Annotated in this window: 20 protein-coding genes; 12 read left to right on the forward strand and 8 right to left on the reverse strand. The window is 68.8% G+C overall.

Annotated elements, in window-relative coordinates; all coding sequences use genetic code 11:
* Nucleotides 1-34: 34 nt before the first annotated feature.
* The 6 genes from AB0F86_RS28540 to AB0F86_RS28565 all read right to left on the reverse strand — a co-directional run bounded on the left by AB0F86_RS28540 (nt 35) and on the right by AB0F86_RS28565 (nt 3,938).
* Entirely contained in the window at nt 35-610 is a 576-nt protein-coding gene (locus AB0F86_RS28540; protein WP_356987084.1) for a YaeQ family protein, read from the reverse strand.
* Nucleotides 591-941, reverse strand: coding sequence for an MmcQ/YjbR family DNA-binding protein (locus tag AB0F86_RS28545; RefSeq protein WP_356987086.1), 351 nt, complete (start codon nt 939-941; stop codon nt 591-593). The genes AB0F86_RS28540 and AB0F86_RS28545 overlap by 20 nt, the downstream gene beginning before the upstream one ends.
* A 31-nt stretch (nt 942-972) precedes the next feature.
* Complete coding sequence (locus tag AB0F86_RS28550; protein WP_181700129.1) at nt 973-1,845, reverse strand: metal ABC transporter permease; 873 nt, start codon at nt 1,843-1,845, stop codon at nt 973-975.
* A complete protein-coding gene (locus AB0F86_RS28555; protein WP_356987088.1) occupies nt 1,842-2,570 on the reverse strand; it encodes a metal ABC transporter ATP-binding protein in 729 nt (242 codons plus the stop codon). Before AB0F86_RS28555 ends, AB0F86_RS28550 begins: the two co-directional genes overlap by 4 nt.
* The gene (locus tag AB0F86_RS28560; protein WP_356987090.1) at nt 2,567-3,496 is read right to left on the reverse strand and encodes a metal ABC transporter substrate-binding protein; all 930 of its coding nucleotides are present in this window, start codon (nt 3,494-3,496) and stop codon (nt 2,567-2,569) included. The genes AB0F86_RS28555 and AB0F86_RS28560 overlap by 4 nt, the downstream gene beginning before the upstream one ends.
* A gap of 67 nt (nt 3,497-3,563) precedes the next feature.
* The gene (locus tag AB0F86_RS28565; protein ID WP_356987092.1) at nt 3,564-3,938 is read right to left on the reverse strand and encodes a cupin domain-containing protein; all 375 of its coding nucleotides are present in this window, start codon (nt 3,936-3,938) and stop codon (nt 3,564-3,566) included.
* 70 nt (nt 3,939-4,008) lie between these two features.
* Here AB0F86_RS28565 and AB0F86_RS28570 point away from each other — a divergent pair, with 70 nt between their 5' ends.
* Together AB0F86_RS28570 and AB0F86_RS28575 are read left to right on the forward strand one after the other, a co-directional pair.
* Nucleotides 4,009-4,458 carry a MarR family transcriptional regulator gene (locus AB0F86_RS28570; RefSeq protein WP_356987094.1) on the forward strand — a complete coding sequence of 150 codons (450 nt, stop codon included), beginning with the start codon at nt 4,009-4,011 and terminating at the stop codon, nt 4,456-4,458.
* A 199-nt stretch (nt 4,459-4,657) separates the two neighbouring features.
* The gene (locus tag AB0F86_RS28575; RefSeq protein WP_181700119.1) at nt 4,658-4,882 is read left to right on the forward strand and encodes a hypothetical protein; all 225 of its coding nucleotides are present in this window, start codon (nt 4,658-4,660) and stop codon (nt 4,880-4,882) included.
* A gap of 4 nt (nt 4,883-4,886) precedes the next feature.
* Here AB0F86_RS28575 and AB0F86_RS28580 read toward each other — a convergent pair whose 3' ends face one another.
* Both AB0F86_RS28580 and AB0F86_RS28585 read right to left on the reverse strand, forming a co-directional pair.
* Complete coding sequence (locus AB0F86_RS28580) at nt 4,887-6,311, reverse strand: amidase (RefSeq protein WP_067642664.1); 1,425 nt, start codon at nt 6,309-6,311, stop codon at nt 4,887-4,889.
* Between the two features lie 93 nt (nt 6,312-6,404).
* Nucleotides 6,405-7,097: a hypothetical protein gene (locus AB0F86_RS28585; protein WP_356987096.1), complete on the reverse strand. Its 693-nt coding sequence runs from the start codon at nt 7,095-7,097 to the stop codon at nt 6,405-6,407.
* Between the two features lie 100 nt (nt 7,098-7,197).
* Between AB0F86_RS28585 and AB0F86_RS28590 the strand changes: the two genes are divergently transcribed.
* From AB0F86_RS28590 to AB0F86_RS28635, 10 genes are all read left to right on the forward strand, one after another.
* Nucleotides 7,198-8,457: an ATP-grasp domain-containing protein gene (locus AB0F86_RS28590; protein WP_356987098.1), complete on the forward strand. Its 1,260-nt coding sequence runs from the start codon at nt 7,198-7,200 to the stop codon at nt 8,455-8,457.
* A complete protein-coding gene (locus tag AB0F86_RS28595; RefSeq protein WP_356987100.1) occupies nt 8,454-9,275 on the forward strand; it encodes a hypothetical protein in 822 nt (273 codons plus the stop codon). Before AB0F86_RS28590 ends, AB0F86_RS28595 begins: the two co-directional genes overlap by 4 nt.
* Nucleotides 9,272-10,354, forward strand: a complete 1,083-nt coding sequence (locus AB0F86_RS28600; RefSeq protein WP_356987102.1) for a cysteine synthase family protein — start codon at nt 9,272-9,274, stop codon at nt 10,352-10,354. Before AB0F86_RS28595 ends, AB0F86_RS28600 begins: the two co-directional genes overlap by 4 nt.
* Nucleotides 10,351-11,616: an MFS transporter gene (locus AB0F86_RS28605; RefSeq protein WP_356987103.1), complete on the forward strand. Its 1,266-nt coding sequence runs from the start codon at nt 10,351-10,353 to the stop codon at nt 11,614-11,616. Before AB0F86_RS28600 ends, AB0F86_RS28605 begins: the two co-directional genes overlap by 4 nt.
* Entirely contained in the window at nt 11,613-12,590 is a 978-nt protein-coding gene (locus tag AB0F86_RS28610) for a hypothetical protein (protein WP_356987105.1), read from the forward strand. Before AB0F86_RS28605 ends, AB0F86_RS28610 begins: the two co-directional genes overlap by 4 nt.
* The gene (locus AB0F86_RS28615; protein WP_356987107.1) at nt 12,587-13,498 is read left to right on the forward strand and encodes an ABC transporter ATP-binding protein; all 912 of its coding nucleotides are present in this window, start codon (nt 12,587-12,589) and stop codon (nt 13,496-13,498) included. The genes AB0F86_RS28610 and AB0F86_RS28615 overlap by 4 nt, the downstream gene beginning before the upstream one ends.
* Nucleotides 13,495-14,574: an iron ABC transporter permease gene (locus tag AB0F86_RS28620; protein WP_356987109.1), complete on the forward strand. Its 1,080-nt coding sequence runs from the start codon at nt 13,495-13,497 to the stop codon at nt 14,572-14,574. The genes AB0F86_RS28615 and AB0F86_RS28620 overlap by 4 nt, the downstream gene beginning before the upstream one ends.
* A 32-nt stretch (nt 14,575-14,606) precedes the next feature.
* Complete coding sequence (locus AB0F86_RS28625; RefSeq protein ID WP_356987111.1) at nt 14,607-15,581, forward strand: ABC transporter substrate-binding protein; 975 nt, start codon at nt 14,607-14,609, stop codon at nt 15,579-15,581.
* Nucleotides 15,578-16,138 (forward strand): GNAT family N-acetyltransferase, encoded by a 561-nt coding sequence (locus AB0F86_RS28630; RefSeq protein ID WP_356987112.1) that lies wholly within the window; start codon nt 15,578-15,580, stop codon nt 16,136-16,138. The genes AB0F86_RS28625 and AB0F86_RS28630 overlap by 4 nt, the downstream gene beginning before the upstream one ends.
* A gap of 66 nt (nt 16,139-16,204) precedes the next feature.
* Nucleotides 16,205-17,782 carry an AIM24 family protein gene (locus tag AB0F86_RS28635; protein WP_356987114.1) on the forward strand — a complete coding sequence of 526 codons (1,578 nt, stop codon included), beginning with the start codon at nt 16,205-16,207 and terminating at the stop codon, nt 17,780-17,782.
* The last annotated feature ends 126 nt before the right edge of the window (nt 17,783-17,908 follow it).

Consider the following 17,908-nt stretch of genomic DNA (forward strand, 5'->3'; position numbering starts at 1 on the left):
CTCCACTCGTACAGGTGCCCGCCAAATTACCCGTTCAGGCCAACGGTTGTTCGATGATGTCGGTCCGTAGACTCGAGCCGTTGAGATCGAGGTACACCATGCCCTCGGTGATCGACAGGCTCGCGGTATTGCGCCGATCCACCAGCCGCGCGGCCTCGTCGATGAACGCCCGATCGAAACTGTAGAGCGGAATCGCGGCCGCGTTGTGAATCTTCTTGCCCGCGTACTGCGCGAGCACCTTCACCGGATCCCGATGCGTGTACACCGCCGCCCGCCCCGCCAGCTTGCTCCCCCGATGAATCCGCTCCGAGTCCGGCGCCCCCACCTCGATCCACGCCGTCGTCCGCCCCGTCAGATCCCGCACCTGCACCGCGGGCTCGTCGGTAGCCGAGATCCCACCCTCACTGAACACGATCCCCTCCTCGTACTGCAGGCAGTACGCCAGAATCCGCGTCACCATGTACTCGAGCGTCTCGGAAGGATGCCGAGCCACCCGCAACTCCAACTCCTCATAAACCCCCCGATCCACATCGGCGAGCTGAATAGCAAAAGTGTGCACAGTAGCGCTGATTCCCATAAGACCCGCCACCCTAGTTGGTAGCGGACTCATGAGACTCCAGCAATGCTCGGGGGGCGGCCTGGGTCCAGGAGTCGGTGATGATGGCGGTGAGTTCGTCGTGGTCGTCGAGGGCGGAGAGGTGGACGCGGACCCAGGCGTTGTTCGCTTCGTGGGAGGCGATCCAGAACTTGGCGGGTTCGGCTTGGACGAGTTCGTCGCGGTCGATGATGGGGCAGCGGACGGCCATCGAGGTCTCGTTCTCGGGGAGGGTGAGGAACAGCCGGCCCGAGACCTTGAAAATCGGCATGCCCCAGGCGAATTCCTCCGCCGTGCCGGGCAGGGACAGGGCGAAGGTGCGGACGTCTTCCCCGGTGACTGTCATGACCCGATCATCTCAAAACGCACCGACAGGTTCAGACGGCGAGCTTGGCCGAACGGGCCCGGCTCGCGGTGATGCGGCGGCCGATGATGCCGTGACGCGGCGCGAACAAGTAGACCAGGGTGAAGGCGACACCCTGGGTGACCACCACCATCCCGCCCGCGGCGGTGTCGAGGTGGTAGCTGATGTACAGACCGGTGACCGCGCACAGCACCGACACGGTCGGCGCGATCAGCAGCATCCGCGAGAAACGGTCGGTGAGCAGGTAGGCCGTGGCACCCGGAATGATGAGCATGGCCACCACCAGCACCACACCCACCGCCTGCAACGCCACCACCGAGGTGAGGGCGAGCAGGGCGAGCAGCGCGGTGCCGAGCACACGCGGATTGAGGCCGATGGCGTGGGCGTGGGTGGCGTCGAAGGCATACAAAGTGAAGTCGCGACGCTTGAGCACCAACGCCACGAGCACGATCGCCGCGAGGATCATGATCTGGATCATCTCCCCGCGGCTCACCCCGAGCAGATTGCCGAAAACGATGTGGTTCAAGTCGGTTTGGCTCGGTGTCACCGACACCAGCACCAACCCGAACGCGAACAGCGTCGTGAAGACGATCCCGATGGCCGCGTCCTCCTTCACCCGGCTGGTATCGCGCACCACCCCGATCAACGCGACCGCGAGGAACCCGAAGATCACCGCACCCACCGCGAACGGCCAGCCGACGATGTAGGCGAGCACCACCCCGGGCAGCACCGCGTGCGACACCGCGTCACCCATCAGCGACCAGCCGATGAGCACCAGCCAGCACGACAGCACCGCGCACACCACGGCCGCGGTGACCGTGGTCGCCAGCGCCCGGACCATGAATTCGTAACGCAGCGGATCGAGGAAGAATTCTTCGAGGGTCACCGGTCTGTGTCCAATCCGAATGCCTTGGCCAGGTTCTCGGGCCGCAACACCACCTCGGGGTCGCCGTGTTCGAGCACCCGGCGGTTCAAAAGCACTGCCTCGTCGGCCAGTTGGGGCAGGGCGTGCAGGTCGTGGGTGGACACGAGGATCGTCGCGCCACCGGCGGCCAGCTCACGCAGCAGCGCGGTGATGGTGGCCTCGGAGCGCTTGTCCACACCGGCGAACGGTTCGTCCAGCAGCAGGATGGTCGCCTCCTGCGCGATGCCGCGGGCCACGAAGGTCCGTTTCTTCTGTCCACCGGAGAGCTGACCGATCTGCCGGTCGGCGAAGTCGGTGAGTTCGACCCGCGCCAGCGCCTCCTCCACGGCGGCCTTGTCGGCCTTGCTCGCGCGCCGGGTGAAGCCCATTTTCCCGTAGCGCCCGGTCATCACCACATCACGCACCGACAGCGGGAACGTCCAATCCACGTCCTCGGATTGCGGCACGTACCCGAGGGCGCCCGCCTTGCGCGCGGCGGCGGGTGCGCCACCGTTGACCAGCACCCGGCCACGATCGGGCGTCACCAGCCCCATGACGGTCTTGAACAGTGTCGACTTCCCCGACCCGTTCATCCCGATGAGCCCGCACACCCGACCCGATTTCAAGGTGAGTTCCACGTTGTCGAGGGCGAGCACATCGCCGTAATGAACTGTCACGTCCTGGATTTCGACAACCGGCGCGGTCATTTCGGCGCTCCCGCCAGTGCCGCCGCGATGGTGTCGGCGTCGTGCCGGATCAGGTCGAGGTAGGTCGGCACGGGACCGTCCGCCTCCGACAGCGAGTCGACATACAGCGTGCCGCCGAAGCGCGAACCGGTCGCCTCGACCACGCGCTGCATCGGCGCGTCCGACACCGTCGACTCGCAGAACACGGCGGGCACCCCACGCTGGCGGACGAAGTCGATCACCGACCCGATCTGCTGCGGTGTGGCCTGCTGTTCGGCGTTGACCGGCCAGATGTACTTCTCCGTCAGCCCCGCGTCGCGGGCCAGGTAGGAGAACGCCCCCTCGCAGGTGACCAGCGCTTTCTGGTCGGCGGGCAACGTGCTGACGGCGGCCACCAGCTCGTCACGGACCGCGCCGAGCTCGGTTTTGTACGCCTCGCCGTTGGCGCGGTAGGCGTCGGCGTGGTCGGGGTCGAGGTCGGTGAACGCGCGAACCATGTTGTCCACATAGATCTGCGCGTTCACCGGCGACATCCACGCGTGCGGATTCGGCTTGCCCGCGTAGGCGTCCTCGCTGATGTTCATCGGTGTCACGCCCTCGCTCACCACGGCGTGCGGCACCTCGAGGTCGGCGACGAACTGGGCGAACCAGGCTTCGAGATTGAGGCCGTTGTCGAGGATGAGATCGGCCTTGGCGGCCTTCTTGATATCCCCCGGCGTCGGCTCGTACCCGTGGATCTCGGCGCCGACCTTGGTGATCGACTCGACCCGCAGATGCTCACCGGCCACATTGCGCGCCATATCGGCGAGCACGGTGAAGGTGGTGAGGACGACCTTCCGGTCGTCGTCGGACGCGGCGACGCCACCGCAAGCGGTGAGCGCGAACACCATGACACTCAGCACGCACGCCGCGAGTACTCGCGGCGAACGGTGGAACCCAACCTTCATCCCGGAATTATATTGTTCGGCTGACCGAACTTTCAAGTTCAGCCACCGAAACAGCCGTGGTGACCGGTCACGATGCCCAGGGCGGGACGAAGGTCGACCCGTCCGGCAACTCCGCGGCGAACCCGGCGCGGACGGTGACCAGCAGTCGCGCACCCGCCCCGGCTTCGTCGGTGAGCGCGATGAGCGAACCGGCGGGCGCCACGGCGGCATCACCGGGTCGCAGGGTGGCCGACTCACCGTCGATGGTGAGGACGATTTCGCCCGTGAGCAGTACGAATGCCTCTTCCCCGAGGATCCGGTGAGCGACGCCGACCGTGCCGGGCGCGACCTCGGTCTGCCAGACGCACAGGTCGGTACTGCCGGTGCCGGGGCGGATCAACGAGGTGAAGCGGGCGTTGTGCACTTCGTGCACCTGGGCGTCGGCGGAACGGACTACCGGCATTGCGTCTCCCTAATGGTCAATTTCCTTGTCTATATAGTCAAGTAGCTTTCCTATCCTGTCAAGTGCCAGAATGTCGAGCATGCCCCCTGCCGGTGACCTCCCCTTGTTGCTGCTCGCGGCAGCCGCCCAGGTGACCGACGCAGTCCAGGCCGGGGTCGCCGCAGCCGGCTTCCCCGATGTACGGCCCGCACACGGATTCGCCTTCGTGCGAATGGCACCCGAAGGGGCGACCGTCGGTGAGATCGCCGAGCATCTCGGCGTCACCAAGCAGGCGGCGAGTCAACTGGTCGACGAGCTGGTCACCAAGGGCTACGTCGAACGCAATCCGCACCCACGCGACGCACGCGCCCGGCTCATCACGCTCACCGATCGCGGCTGGGCGTGCACTCGCGCCGCCGACGCGGCCTTGGGCGAACTCACCAAAAACTGGTCCAGAACCCTTGGCACGGGCGACCTCATGCAGGTCAGGGACGCGTTGGCCCGGGTGGTCGCCCCCGGCCGGGTCCGCCCGAGCTGGTGAGGGCGTAACCCTTCGCGGCGGACGAACGATCTTGTGTCGGGTATCCGTTAATCCGAACAACAGGATTTTCGAAACCTGCGCGCGGCATCGCGACGAGCGGCATACTCGGCTGCGAGCGGTGACGCGCCACCGCAGCACCCCGGGCCGCCGGTCCGGGCCGTGCCTCGTCACGCACCGTTCCCGCTATCCCGGAGTTCGAATGTCTGCTCTTGCCACCGTCACCTCGGTCGACACCATCACCCGCCACAAGTACGAGCGGCTGCAGTACACCGGTTCGGCCGGTGTCGTCGCCTCCCTCGAAGACCCTCGGCTGGTCGACCGCTGGCGCACCGAGCACCCCACCTGGCGGGGCGAGCACTGGGCGTTCGAGGCGGGCACCACCGGCAGCCTCCGCCCGATCAACGTGGCGACCCGCCACAACTGAGCCCTCAGGCCGCGCCCGCGTCGGCGCGACGGTCGGTGATCCGGGGGAACGGGCTGGCCGCTTCCAGCTGGTAGGCCAGGTCGAGCAGGGTTCGCTCCGCGCCGCGCGGGGCAGCCAGCTGCACCGAGCCGGGCAGACCCGTCGGCAGCAGTCCGTGCGGAAGCGAGATGCCCGGTCCCCCACCGACATTGTTGAGCGGCGTGAAGCCGACATAGTCGACGAGCTTGGCGAACAGGTCGTCGAACGGCTGATCCGGCGCGAGTTCACCGATGCGCGGCGCCGGATGCGACAGCACCGGGCTGAGCATCACATCGATGTCGGCGAAGTGCCGGTCGTAGGCGGCGGTTCCGGCGCGCAGCCGCCACGCGGCCGCCGCGGAACCCAGTGGATTGCGTTTGGCCATTCCGATCAGGCCGGTGGTGAACGGGTCGAGTTTGCGCGCATCGAATCGTCCGCGATGACCGAGCCGGAACGACAGCGTCATCGCCGCGGCCATCACCGCCCAGTACTGCTTGAAGTCGTCGACGAAACGCGGGTCGACCTCCAGCCGCTTCGCGACGATCTCGTGCCCGAGGCCCGCGAAGACATGGACGGCCGAATCGAGGACGGCCCGGTTGTCGGGATGCACCGGTCTGCCGAATACATCGGCGGTGACCACGCCGATGCGTAGTCGTCGCGCACTCGGCCCTTCCACCAGCCCCACCGGCGCCAGTTTCGGGTGGGCACCGAAACTCTCGACCGCGGCCAGGTAATGCGCCGTATCGCGCACCGACCGGGTGAGCACACCCTCGGCCACCAGATGCACCGGCAGTTTGCGCGCGCCCGGCTGGTCGAGCAGCCGGTACCGGGTGGGCTTCAGTCCCACCAGACCCGTCGCGGCGGCGGGAATGCGAATCGAACCACCGCCGTCGTTGGCATGGGCGATCGGCACCGCCCCGGCCGCGACCAGCGCCGCCGACCCACCCGAGGACGCGCCCGCCGAGAACTCCGGATTCCACGGGTTGCGCGTCGGTGGGCGGTGGACGAACTCGGTGCTCGCGGTGAGCCCGAACTCCGGCAGCGTCGACTTGCCGAGCACGACCACACCCGAGTGCAGGAATTGCGCGGCGGGTCCGCTGGTCGCCGTCACCGGGTGCGGCGTGAACGCGGCCGACCCGTGACAGCTCGGCAGCCCGGCGACATCGGTGTTGTCTTTGACGAAGGCGGGCACCCCGGCGAACACGCCGGCGGTTTCGGGTGCCGAGGCGGCCCGTTCGAAGCTGCGCACCTGCACGGCGTCGAGGCGCGGGTCGACGGCCTGGGTCCGGGCGATCGCGGCCTCGATCACCTCGGCTCGGCTCACCTCCCCGGCGCGCAGTGCGGCGGCGAGGCCGACGGCGTCGTGGTCGCCGAGGGCGTCGTCGGTGAATCCGTGGACGGCAGAGCTCATGACCGCAGCCTAATCGCGACCGTACGCGCGGGTAACGAACTTCGCTCAGACAGTGCGGCCCGCCCGGCAGTGGGCGAGCCGCACGAGCGGGCCCTACTTGGCAGGCGCCGTGAACGGCTGGTTGATCGTGGTGACGTACTGGATCACCGCGCCGATGGCGACCGGCGCGGTGACGAAGATCTGACCCGCGAGGACACCGAGGAAACCGACGGCGGCCGCACCCGCGACACAACCGGCCAGCGGTCCCGCACCGAACAGCGTGAGCAGGGCACCGGTGAGCACGACGCCCGCGGCGGCACCGGCGAGGCAACCGAGGGCCGCGCCGCCGATGCCACCGACGAGGGTGCCGATGGTGGCGCCCATGGAGATGGTGCTCGTCATCCGGGACCAGGCGGCCTGTTCACGGTCGTATTCGGACTTCCAGGGCGCCTTGTCCTCGAACGGCAGCGCGACCGGCTTGTATACGGCCTTGTCCATGTTCAGCGTGGGGGTGAGGGTCGCCGTTCGACCGTCGACCCGGGCGTCGATGGGGAACTGGAAGTCGTCGATGGCGAAGGTCAGTGGTGTCGCGCCGACGACGGCGCCTGCGGAGTCGCGCACCTGCAGGGTGCCGTTGTCGACCCCCAGCGAACCGTGCTCGATCTCGATGACCGAGGTGGTGCCGTCGGTGTGCGCGGTGTATTCGACCGGCCGCGGTGCGGCGGGTTCCGCCTGGGCTCCGGCTGCGGTCACGGCCAGAGCGGAGAGCGAAAGCGCCACGGGCACAGCGATTTTCTTCAAGAACATGGGTGATTCCTCATCGATTTCAGCCGATCGCGGTGACCGGCGGTGGCAATCGTAGCGATAATGGTTATCATTATCATCTCGATGAGGCTGGGAGGTCGTAGTGGGACATCTTCTGATGGTGGAGAGCTGGGTCGGCTCGATGAGCACCCTGCTGCCGCAGGGAATCAAGGACGGCGGACACCGATTCAGCTTCCTGACCAGGGATCTCGGGCATTACCTCCGCCCGGGCACACCGTCGCCGCACCCGCTGCTGGCCGCTGACAATGTGTTCACCGCCGAGACCAACGACGAGGCCGCGCTGGTGCCGTATGTGCGAAAGCTGCACGAGCTCTTCGGTTTCGACGGCGTACTCACCTCGTGTGACTACTACCTGCCGACGGTGGCCGCGATCGCCACCGATCTCGGCCTGCCCGGCCCCGGCCGGGCGGCGGTGGTGGCAGCGTGCGACAAGTACCTGACCCGCGAGATCTGTCGCGCTGCCGGAGTTCCCGGGCCGGACTTCGCGGTCGCCGAGACGATGGACGAGATCCTCGGCGCCGCAGATCGATTGGGCTATCCGCTGGTGGTGAAGCCGATCGATCTGTGTGGCGGGATGTTCGTGTGCCGGGTCGACGACGACGCCGAGTTGCGCGCCGCAGTCGAGCGTATCGCTGGATTCCCGGTGAACGCGCGTGGGCAGCGCAGGTCACCGCAGGTGCTGGTCGAAAGATGCGTGCAGGGGCCGGAATTCAGTGTGGAGACGGTGACTGTCGCCGGGCAGACGACTGTCGTCGGGGTCACCGACAAGCAGCTCACCGGCGCACCCGCCTTCATCGAGTCGGGCCATATGTTCCCGGCCGACCTGTCGGCTGTCGATCACCGTGCCGTCGCCGAGACCGCCGTTGCGGCAGTCGAAGCGCTCGGCCTCGACGCGACCGTCGCCCATACCGAGGTCAAGCTCACGACGGACGGGCCGTGCCTGATCGAGGTGAACCCACGGCCCGCGGGCAACCGGATCACCGAGCTGGTCCGCCGGGTCACCGGCATCGACCTCACCAGGGCCCATGTCGAGGCAGTCCTGGGCGGGACACCTGAGCTCACCCCACGGCAGACCGATGCCGGGAGCGCCGCCGTCGCCTTCGCCGTCCCCGACCGGGCAGGCGTGGTTACCCGTGTCGCTGGGGCGGCCGGCTGGGCCGACGATCCGCGCATCGTGGAACACAAACTCCCGGAACCCGGCGCCGAGGTCCGACCGGCCACCGACAACAACACCTACCTCGGCCACGTCCTCGTGACGTCCGAAAATCCGGGCGAGGCAGGCAAACTCGCCGATGCCCTGATCGCCGAGCTGCGCGTCGAGCTCGACGGCGGTGCCGCGTGATCCAGACGCACCCTGCCTCGGTGGCCGAGCTCACCACGTGGGCACGGTCCGGACGACTCGGCCCCGACCCCGACACTCTGAAAGCATCGACCGCCTTTCTCACGACCTACGGCACCAGGCACGCAGGACGCACCCGCGCCTACCGCAACGAGGTGCTCAGCATCCGGGTCGGTGCGGCAGTCGGCTCGTGTGGGCTCGAACCCGGTTCGGCCACCGGCGATCTGATCGACGACTGTGTCGCGGCGACCGTCGGTGACCTGCTCGAACACCGGGTCGGGGCGGTGCGTGTCGCGGCGCTCGATGCCTATCTGATGCATGTGCACCCGCATCCGGAGGCAGCGGGTCTGCACGGTAGCGCCGTGGTTGTGGCGGGACCGACCTCGTTGACGAAATCACGGCGCCGCGCCGACACCGTCATCGATCTGCTCCCCTCCGGGGTCACCAAGGTACTGGTGGTCGGGGTGGTCGGTTCGCTGCTGGCCGAGTTGCGCGACCGTGGCATCGCCTATGTGCCCTGCGATCTCGCGGGCGGTGTCACCGAGTGGGGCGAACCGATCTTCGAGTCCGTGGCATCGGCTCCGTCCGACTACGACGCACTGCTCGTCACCGGAATGACCCTGGGCAACGGCACATTCGACGATTTCCGCGCCATCGCGCGCGAGCGGGGACTACCCCTGGTTCTCTTCGCGCAGACGGGCAGCGCGGTGCTGCCCTGGTTCCTCGGCGCCGGAGTGCACGCCATCTCGGCCGAGCCGTATCCGTTCTTCTCTCTCGACGGTGCCGCGAGCACCCTGGTCACCTACCGGGAGCTCTCATGACCGCACCGCAACCCGGCCTGCTGCAGCTGATCGGCGGCACCCCGGTCATCCGGATCCCTACCGGAAACAGCTGGTACACAGCCAAACTCGAATCGGCGAGCATCGCCGGGATGAAGGCTCGTGCGGCCGTCTCGATGATGCGGGCGGCGGCCGCGCGCGGCGACCTCGCACCGGGTGCGACGATCATCGAATCGACCAGCGGCACACTTGGATTGGGTCTTGCCCTGGCAGGCAAGGCGCTCGGGCACCCGATCGTGCTGGTGGTCGACGACGAACTGGAACCGGACCTGCGCGCCCTCTTCTCGGCGTTCGGCATCACCCTCGAGGTGGTCACCACCCCGCACCCGACCGGCGGCTGGCAGCAGGCCAGACTCGACCGGCTGGCCGAACTGCTGGCCGCGACACCCGGCGCGTACTGGCCCGACCAGTACGACAACCCCGACAATGCCGGTGGCTACCAGGCCATGGGCGCCGAGATCCTCGCGCAGGTCGACGACGTCGACGTGCTCGTCGCCTCGATCGGTTCCGGCGGCCACTGTGCGGGACTCACCCGCGTGCTGCGTACCCGCTGGCCTCGGCTGCGGGTGATCGGCGTCGACGCCGTGGGCTCACGCATCTTCGGTCAGCCCGACCGCCGCAGGCTCATGCGCGGCCTCGGCAGCAGCATCCTGCCCCGCAACGTGGCCTACGCCGACTTCGACGAGGTGCACTGGGTCGGTGCCGCCGAAGCCGTCGCGTCCTGCCGCGCACTCGCGGCACGCACCGGAATCGCGGGCGGCTGGAGCACCGGTGCCGCCGCCCTCGTCGCCGCCTGGATCGCCGTCCGCGAACCGGATTCCCGCGTACTCACCGTCTTCCCCGACGGCCCCCACCGCTACCTCCGCACCATCTACAACGACACCTGGTGCTGCGCGAACGGCCTGTTCGCCCCTCCCGCAACAGAACCCACAACCATCCCGACCCCCGACAGCGCCGAGGTCAGCGGCTGGGGCCGTTGCACAGTGGTCCGCGACCCTGCCCCCGCGTCGACCGATCCCGCCACCGCAGTGCACGACGACGCTGCCGAGGTGCTCGGGTGAGGACGACGTTTCTCGCGCTGCCCGAGGGCGTGCGGTTGCTGCTGGTCAATCATCTGGTCGGGCATATCGGTTTCTATCTGCTGATCCCGTTTCTCGCCGACTATCTGCTGCACGACCTCGCGCTGTCGGCCGCGGTGGTCGGTGTCGTGCTCGGGGTGCGCAATCTGAGCCAGCAGGGCCTGTTCCTCGTCGGGGGTTCGGCGGCGGACCGGCTGGGGGCGCGGGGCGTGATCATGGTGGGGCTGGCCGTGCGGGCGCTCGGGTTCGCGTTGTTCGCACTCGGTGGTTCACTGCCGGTGGTGCTCGCGGCGGCGATCCTCACGGGTTTCGCGGGCGCGCTGTTCAATCCGGCCGTGCGCGCGTATATCGCCACCGACAGTGGTTCGCGGTCGGCGGAGGCGTTCGCGCTGTTCAACGTGTTCGGCAATGCGGGATCGGCGATCGGGCCGGTGCTGGGGACCGTGCTGATCGCGGCGGGCTTCCGGATATCCGCCCTGGTCGCGGCCGTGATTTTCGTGGTGCTTGCGGTGGTTCAGTGGATACTGCTGCCCGCGCGACCGGTGCCCGCGCACGAGAGCGGGATCGGCGCCGACTTCACGACCGTGTTCACCGATCGCCGTTTCTGGGCGTTCACCTTCGCCCTGATGCCGATGTTCGCATTGCAGAGCCAGATCTATTTTCTGCTCACGTTGCAGGCACAGGACAGCGCCGAGCCCCGGTACCGCGCCGCGGCGGTGGCCGCGCTGTTCGTGGTGGAGACCATAGCCGTTGTGGCCCTGCAGGTTCGGGTCACCACGGCGCTCGTCCGTCGGCCTCGGCGAGGGCCCGCGATGGCGGCCGGAATGGCGATCATGGGCGTGTCGTTCCTGATCGCCCCGGCCGCCGCGGGTGTCGTCACCGGCGTGGGCAGTGGACTCGCGGGGACCGTACTGCGGGTGACTCCCGTGGTGGCAGGCGCGGTAGTGCTGGCCGTCGGGGTGACGGCGGTACAGCCGTTCGTGAACGAGTCGATCGGCCGCTTCGCCGGAAACCGGCTCACCGGCACCTATTTCGGGGCCTTTTACCTGGCATCGGGACTGTTCACCGTCGTCGCGACCTCGCTCAGCGGCGCGGTGCTCGACCGGGCGGGCGGGTCGCTCACCTGGCCGCCCGCACTGCTGTGCGCCGGGACCGGCGTGCTGTCCGCAGTCACGATCCTCGGCTTGCATCGGCGGGCCGTGCTGCCCGATGCCGACATCGCTCACTCGGGAGACCGCACATGACTGATTCCCGCCATCCGGTGCGCGAGTGGCGCACGCCTTTCGTCGAGCACCGGACGGCCGACACTCCGGGTATCGGCGTCGGCCGCGCCAACGGCAGTTGCGGGGAACTGCTGCAAGGCGTCCTCGACGGGGACCGCCATTTCCTCGTCACGTTGCCCATCCAGCGCGGCTCCGTCGCCGTCTTCGAACCAGGCGGTGACGACATCACCGTCGTCCCCGGCCACAAGTCGAAGGCTCGGCGCCTGGCGAGCGCGATGGTCGCGCGCTCACGGGTGCTGCGCGGCGGACGACTCACCGTGCGCAGCGAATTGCCCGAGGGCAAAGGCCTGGCCAGCTCCACCGCCGACCTGGTGGCGACGGCTCGCGCGGTCGCCGATGCCGAAGGCCGCACGGTCGGCCTCACCGAACTCGAAGCCGACCTGCGTGCCATCGAGCCCTCCGACGGGGTGATGTATTCCGGCACGGTCGCCTATTTCCATCGGGAAGTGCGTCTGCACACCCGGCTGGGCGCCCTGCCGCCGCTGACCATCGTCACCGGCGACGAGGGCGGCATGGTCGACACCGTCGAATTCAACCGCACCGAACCGTCTTTCGGCCCCGGGCACCAGCGCGAATACGCCGGATTGCTCGACGAACTCGGTGTCGCGATCGTGCGCGGGGACGTGACGGCGATCGGCGCGGTGGCCACCCGCAGCGCTGTGCTCAGTGCCGCGTTCCGCCACCGCCCGCATCTGGACTCGACCATCCGGGAAGCACGCGCGCTCGGCGCGGTGGGTGTCGTCGTCGCGCACAGCGGCACGACCACCGGAATCCTGCTGAGCGAGAACGACCGCGACTATCGCACCAAACTCGCTGCCGCAGAGCAGCTCTGCGCTTCCTTCGGCTGCGCGGTGAGCGTGCATCACACCCGCCGACCGGCCCGGGGACACCGGCTTCCGCACGAGCGCCTCCCGAGCAGAGAGCTACCCGCATGATCACCATCGAACAGGTCCGCTTCGGCTACGGCGGACGAATCACCTTGGACGACATCAGTTTCCGCGCCGAGCCGGGCAGCACGGTCGGGCTGATCGGCCCGAACGGGTCGGGCAAGTCGACGCTGCTGCGCCTGCTGTACCGCGCCCTGCGCCCGGCTGGTGGGACCATCACGATCGATGCCACCCCGGTCGGCACACTGCGCGGACGGGACCTCGCCACCCGCTTGGCCGTCGTCGCTCAGGAATCACCACCGGACACGCCGATCACGGTCGCCGAGACGGTTCTGCTCGGCCGGGCGCCCTGGGTCGGTGCCTTCCAAGGGTATTCACGCGCCGACCGCATCACCGCGGCCGCCGCCCTGGCCCGCGTCGGCGCCCGCGACCTGGCCGACCGCCCCTTCGCGACCCTCTCCGGCGGCGAGCGTCAGCGCGTCCTCATCGCCCGCGCCCTGGCCCAGCAGGCCGACCACCTGCTCCTCGACGAACCGACCAACCACCTCGACATCCGCTACCAGCACGAACTGCTCTCCCTGGTCCGAGGCCTCGACAAGACGACGACCATCGTCGTCCTGCACGACCTGAACCTGGCCGCCCGCTACTGCGACCACCTGGTCCTGCTCGACAACGGCCGCGTCGCCGCCGCAGGCGAGGTCGACGAGGTCCTCACCCCCGAAACCCTCGAGCCCGTCTACCGCATCCCCGTCCGCCGCACCACCGCCTTCGGCGCCACCCAACTCCTCTTCGGGCCGTCGGACGATGCGGAAGAACACAACCCGGTTGTCGCGGAGGCCGCCGAGATCCACCCCACGCCGGCTGACCACACTCCCGACGGCGCAGCAGAACTCACCGATGACGGCCCCGACGGGTCACCGTCGATGACCGAGACCCGAGAGGCGGTGACGCGATGACCGCGACACTGGAGGTCGAGCAGATCGTCGACGATCTCGATCACGCACGGCACCGCACGCGCGCAGTGCTGCTGATCGGTGGGCTGCTCATCGCACTCGCCGGCACTGTGTTGGTGGCGGCCGGGCTCGGGCCGGTGGCCGTTCCGCCGGGCACCGTTGCCCGGATCATCGGCCACCACACGTTCGGTCGACCGGTGGCTCCCGATTGGACCACCGCGCAGGACTCGATCGTCTGGCTCGTCCGGGTGCCGCGTGTGCTACTCGGCGCGCTCGTCGGCGCCGCCCTGGCGATCACCGGCGCCGTTCTGCAGACCATCGTGCGCAATGTGCTCGCCGATCCGCACATCCTCGGCGTCACCTCGGGCGCCTCGACCGGTGCCGCCGTCTACCTGCTGTTCGGCGTGAGCGCGGCGGCCACCTCCGCCGCACTCGCGGCGAGTGCGTTCATCGGGGCACTGATCGCCACGGTGCTGCTGTTCGCCATCTCCCGGATCAACGGGCAGCTCACCTCGCTGCGACTGTTGCTCGGCGGGGTGACCATCGGCTACATCTTCTCGGCCGCCACGAGCTTTCTGATCTTCGCCTCCGACCGCCCCGAAGGCGCGCGGACCGTGCTGTTCTGGCTGCTCGGCTCGCTCGCCCCGGCGGCGTGGTCCTCGGTGGCGACCACCGTCGCCGTAGTCGCGGGCGCCCTGCTCGCGGTGCTGCTGATGGCGCCACGCCTGGACGCGCTCGCCGCGGGTGACGACACCGCGCGCACGCTCGGCTTCGCCCCGAATCGAATCCGGTTGTGGGCGTTGCTGATCGTGGCACTGGCCGTCGGCGCAGTGGTGGCCGTCGCGGGGGCGATCGGCTTCGTCGGGCTCATCGTTCCGCATGTGGCGCGGCTGTGTGTCGGCGGAACCCACCGGCACCTGCTGGTGGTGAGCGCCCTGCTCGGCGCGCTGTTCCTGGTGCTCGCCGATGTGGGTGCGCGCACCGTTTTCGCGCCACGCGAACTGCCCATCGGCATCGTCACGGCCGCCGTCGGCGCTCCACTGCTCCTGCTGCTGATCCGGCGCTCCCGCGCCTCCTGATTTCTGCTCCATCGAAAGGAATACCGATCACCGTGTTCACAGGTGTCTCCTCCACACGTCACCGTGCGATCCCCGCCCTCGCGCTGCTCACCGCCGTGGTCACCGGCTGCGGTGCGCCCGCACCGGCCACCACCACGACGGAAGACGGCTTCCCCCTCACTGTTTCGAGTTGTGGGCGTGATGTCACGTTCACCGCGCCACCGCAGCGGGTCGTCACCGTCGGCTCCATCGCCGCGCCCACGATCGCCGCCGCCGGTGCCGCCGACCGGATCGTCACCCGCACCTTCGAAGCCGCCGCCTTCCCGGGCCAGTACGGCGATGCCCTCAAAGACATCGAAATCACCGCCCCGACAGCGGAACTCGCTCGTGAGGAGATCATCGCCCGCTCCCCCGACCTGGTGGTGAGCGTCGAGGGACTGTCGGTGACCCCCGACGACCTGGCCCAGGTGAACATCCCGCTGATCGTCACCCGTGGCTACTGCCGCGACGCGGCGGGCACCTTCGAGGACGTCTTCGCCGACATCTCGCTCTACGGCAAGCTCTTCGGCACCGCGGGTGCCGCCGACGCCGAAGTCGCCACGCTGCGGCAGCGGGTGCGAGCGGTCACCGAAAAGCACAGCGGCACAACTGCTCCTCGACGCGCCGCGGCACTGATCCTTTCGCGCGACGGGGCCCAGCTCAAGGCCTACGGTTCCCAGAGCACCGTCCACGAACAGATGCGCATCCTCGGCCTGTCCAACATCTACGGCGACATCGCCAAACGCAATTTCGAAGCCAACACCGAAACGCTCATCGCCCAGGATCCCGAGGTGATCATCCTGCTCACCCAGGGCGACCAGACCCCCGAATCGGTGCGAACCACCCTTCGCCAGCGCCCCGAGCTGGCCGGCTTGCGCGCCATCCGCGAGAACCGGATCATCGTCGCACCCTTCGGCTACACCGGTCCGGGACCGGTCGCCGTCGAGGGTCTGGAAGTGCTCGACCGCGAACTGGCGGGCCTGCGATGACCTCGACCACCACCGACTATCTCGTCCGCCCGGCCGGTCCCGCCGACCTGACCGGCGCACGCAGCGTCATGCTCGACACCTTCTACCAGGTGTTCGGCATCGGCTACCTGCCCGAACACCACCACGACGTGATCGACCTCGACGCCACGTACCTGCGTCACCCGCGCAATCGCCTGTGGGTGGCCGAGCACGAGGGAGTCGTCGTCGGTACCACCGCGATCCGCGCGCAGGGGCCTGCGCACCCACCCCATCCGGCCGAGCTGGCACGCCGCTATCCCGACGGCACCACCGCCCAGCTGTTTCGGGTCTACGTCCGGCCCGAGCACCACCGGCGTGGGCTGGCCACCCGGCTCGTCACCGCCGCCGTCGAAACTGTCCAGGACACACCGGAATTCGACCGGCTGTACCTGCACACCGACGCGCGGACACCGGGCGCCCTGGAGTTCTGGCTCACCTTCGGCCACATCGTGCACGACGCGCGCGGTCCGCACGACGGATTCCAGACCGTGCACCTCGAGATACCCCTCGACCGGCCGGATCGGGAACTGGCGCGGTGACGGCTCACACGGCACTATCGAACTCGTGGAACAGCAGCGAAACCGCCCGCGTCCGGGTGCCGTGTCGTGACCGTGCTCGCACCGGGAGAGAACCGGCCCGCGCCGGGCGATGAGCTGACCGTCACCGTGGCCTGTTCGGCCCCGGTCGACGTGTCGGCCCTGTTGCTCGACACCGCGGGCAAGGTGCGCTCCGACGCCGACTTCGTCTTCTTCAACCAGCCGACCGGGCCGGGTGTGGTGTACCGGCACGGTAACGGTGGGCCCGACATCGTGCAGGTGAAGACCTCCGCGCTGCCCGCCGATGTGGACAAGGTGGTGGTGACCGCAAGTCTCGACGGACGCGGGCCCGCCACCTTCGCCGCCGTCGGCGATCTCACCGCCACCATCCAGTCCGGGCCGACCGCCCTGACGTTCCCCGTCTCCGGGCTCACCACCGAGAGCGGTGTGGTGTGCGTGGAGATCTACCGACGCGGCGGGGCGTGGAAGGTGCGCGCCATCGGCCAGGGATACGACGACGGACTCGCGGGCATCGCGTCGGCCTACGGGGTGAACCTCGACGACGAACCGGAACCCGCTGCGCACCAAGGGAATACGACGCTTCCCACGCACCCGCCACAGCATCCCGGCGCCCCGATGCCTCCCGGGCAGCCCCCGGCGGGCGGGGGCCACCCCCTTCCTGGTCACGGCGTTCCCAGGCAGTTCGCACCTCCCGGACCACCTGGCGCGTACCCACCACCTGGGCAGGCCCCGGCCCCCGGACAAGGCGCCTACGCCCCTGCGCCCGGACATGCACCAACCCCCGGACCGGCGGCCTACCCGCCGCCCGGGCAGTTCCCCCCGCCTGGTCAACCGGGTTCCCCACCACCCGCTCACCCTGGTGCGCAATCTTCGTACGCCTCTCAGCAAGGAGTCCCACCCGTGCACAGCGACCTGTTCGACCCCTCGCATGCCGAGGTCAACGGCCTCGGTATCCAGAAGCAGGGCGGCAAGATGGTCAAGGTCGGGTTGAACGGGGAGGTGATGGCGCGGTCCGGCTCGATGGTGGCCTACCAGGGTGACCTGAAATTCGAAGCGCTCGGCTCCGGTGGCATCGGCCGCGCGATCCGGCAGCACCTCACCGGCGAGGGTGTGCCGTTGATGAAGGTGAGCGGGCGCGGCGACCTGTTCCTGGCCAACAGCGCCGCCGACGTGCACATCATCGACCTCGACGGCTCCGACGGTCTCACCATCAACGGCGCCAACGTGCTCGCCTTCGACTCCACCCTGCGTTACGACATCGGCCGGGTACAGGGCGCGGCCGGAATCGCCTCCAACGCGGGTCTTTTCAACTGCGTCTTCACCGGCCGCGGCCGCATCGCCATCACCACCCACGGCACCCCGGTCGTCCTCACCGTCGACCAGGCCACCTATGCCGACCCCAACGCCGCCGTTGCCTGGTCCTCCAGCCTGCAGACCGGCATCAAACGCAACGACTCCTTCGGCCTGGGCCGCCTCATCGGCCGCAGCACCGGCGAAGCGAGCACCCTGTCCTTCTCCGGCCGCGGCTTCGTCATCGTCCAGCCCTCCGAACTCCCACCCGGCGGCCTCCTCGGCGGCACCGGCGGCGGCCAGCAAGCAGGCACCGGCGGCAGCCTCTTCGGCTGAACGGCGTCCACACCGGGTCGGGCCGTCGGCCACGCAATCGACCGCCCATTGCCCGAAACGTCAGCGACGAAGCACCCCCGGCGCCCATACAGTCGAGGGCGGCGGCGCTGCTCGCGCAGACGGTAG

It is taken from the genome of Nocardia sp. NPDC023733 (assembly GCF_040639775.1).
Classification (GTDB): Bacteria; Actinomycetota; Actinomycetes; order Mycobacteriales; family Mycobacteriaceae; genus Nocardia; species Nocardia rosealba.